Origin of the sequence: Geminicoccus sp. (assembly GCF_035556675.1) — a bacterium.
In the GTDB taxonomy this organism is placed as follows: domain Bacteria; phylum Pseudomonadota; class Alphaproteobacteria; order Geminicoccales; family Geminicoccaceae; genus Geminicoccus.
The window spans coordinates 1-2,240 of the sequence record NZ_DATMFZ010000073.1 but is presented as its reverse complement, the minus strand read 5'-3'; the positions used below and the strand labels follow the sequence as shown (position 1 = coordinate 2,240).

2 protein-coding genes are annotated in these 2,240 nt (G+C 70.0%); one reads left to right on the top strand and one right to left on the bottom strand.

Annotation, left to right across the window (positions count from 1 at the left end):
• Nucleotides 1–1,496 (top strand): calcium-binding protein (locus tag VNS22_RS05815; RefSeq protein ID WP_325730525.1); only part of this gene is annotated, 1,496 nt, incomplete at its 5' end.
• Nucleotides 1,497–1,509: 13 nt separating this feature from the next.
• On the opposite strand, the gene VNS22_RS05810 is transcribed toward VNS22_RS05815, so the two are convergent.
• Nucleotides 1,510–2,240: class I SAM-dependent methyltransferase (locus VNS22_RS05810; RefSeq protein WP_325730523.1), on the bottom strand; the 731-nt coding region annotated here is incomplete at its 5' end.

Sequence of the window (2,240 nt, the reverse complement as noted above, 5' to 3'; positions counted from 1 at the left end):
GGATCTACGGCGAGGATGGCCTCGATCTGGTCAGCGGCGGCGACGGCAACGACCATATCGAGGGCGGCCGCGACCGTGACCGCCTCTGGGGCGACGCGGGCGACGACACGATCTATGGCGATGCCGGCAACGATGAGCTCTGGGGTGGCGACGGCAACGACCTCCTGCGTGCCGGATCGGGCAATGACGTGATCAAGGGTGCCGCCGGCCATGACCGGGTCAGCGGCGGCGACGGCAACGATCTCGTCTGGGACGGCGACGGCCGCGACCGCCTCTGGGGTGATGCCGGCAACGACACGATCCATGCCGGCAACGGCAGGGACGAGCTGTATGGCGGCCTGGGCGACGACCTGCTCTACGGCGAGAACCAGGGCGACCGGCTGTGGGGCGATGCCGGGTGGGACCGGCTGAGCGGCGGCGATGGCAACGACCTGCTGTCCGGGGGCGACGGCCGCGACCGCCTATGGGGTGATGTCGGCAACGACACCATCCAGGGCGACGCCGGCAACGACGATCTCTATGGCGGCCCTGGCGAGGACCGCCTGCTGGGCGGGGACGGCAACGATCTGCTGGTCAGCGGCTACCGTCCCTACGAGGTCAACGAGCTGCCCCAGGTCGAGCAGGGCAACGAGCATCTGGAGGGCGGGGCGGGCGACGACCGGATCTATGCTACGGTCGGCGACGACCTTTTGCTCGGCGGCGACGGCAACGACCGGATCCTGCCCGGCGGTGGCGCCAACGTCGTCTATGCGGGCAGCGGCGACGACCAGGCCGACATGCCCTACCAGCTAAGCTGGCCCCAGAATGACGGGGCTCTCACCCTGTTCGCCGGGGATGGCAACGACACGGCCTATGGCGGCACGTCCGACGACAACATGCGCGGCGAGAACGGTGCCGACTGGCTGTTCGGCGGCTTTGGCGACGACCGCCTGGACGGCGGTGCCGGCGACGACCATCTCCGCGGCGGGATCGGCAGCGACCGGTTGATCGGCGGGGCAGGCAACGACGACCTGGCCAGCAGCGAGGCTCGCCCCGGCGAGCGGACGGTCATGACCGGCGGCGAGGGTGCCGACGTCTTCGCCTACCGCATGCATGGCGACCGGGAGGCCGTCGACAGCCCCACCAATGTCTTCTATCACGCCAATGACCTGATCACCGACTTCGACGGCAGCGACCGGCTGGAGTTCTCCTGGCGGCAGAGCAATTCCGCCACGGGCGAGCAGCAGAGCTATGACTTCAGGTTCGCCGATCTGGACAGCAACAGCGACGGCGCCATCACCAGCGCCGACGACGCGGTGTCCACCAGATCGGCCTCGTTCGACGGTATCGCAGCCCCGAGCCTGGTGATCAATCTCGGCGTCTTCACCGCGACCACCGACGTCACCTACACGGCACCCGGGCAGCCCACCTTCGTCGGCGACGGTTATGGCTGGGGCCAGGGCACCATCACCTTGTACGACGTGACCAAGCTGACCGCTGGAAACTTCGTGACCTGAGCCTGGCGGGCCTTCAGCCCTCAGCTCGAGGCGCGCTGCCGCTCACCACATGGAACCTGATCGGGATCGCGATGCCGTCGCCGTCCCGATAGGTCTCTGCCCGCTCCAGGAACAGGGTGCGGATCCGCTCCTGCGCCTGCGCCGACTGGGCATCCAGGATCGCCGACACCCGGGCGAACGCACCCCGGCCGATTGCCCACCAGTCGGCAGCGGCCGGTACGACATGCCGGAACGCCAGGGTCTCCAGGCACACGTCGGTGAACCCTGCGTCTTCCAGCAGGCGCACCAGCGCCTTGCGGTCGGCGAAGCGGAAGATCGGGGGTCCGGGCGGCAGGCGCTCGGGCGGCGCGGTCAGCGCCAGTTCCTCGATCAGGTCGACGAACAGGCCGTTCACCCGGTTCTCGTCGCGATCCGCCCACCAGGACAGGGCGATCCGCCCCCCGGGTTTCAGCACCCGCAGCGCCTCGGCCACTGCCGCCTCGGGTACCGGCAGGTGGCCGATGCCGAAGCCCATGGTCAGCGTGTCGTAGTGGCCGTCCGCGACCGGCAGCCGGTCGACCGAGGCGGCGACCGCATGGACCGCCGGTGCCCGCCCTTCCAGGATCGCCAGCATGCCGGGGCTCAGGTCATAGGCGTCGACCCTTGCCCCCTTCGCCAGGGCGCCCAGCGCCACCACGCCGCTGCCGGCCGCGAGGTCGCCATGGCGCATGCCTTCCCGCACCCCGGCCGCCTCCAGCAGCCCTT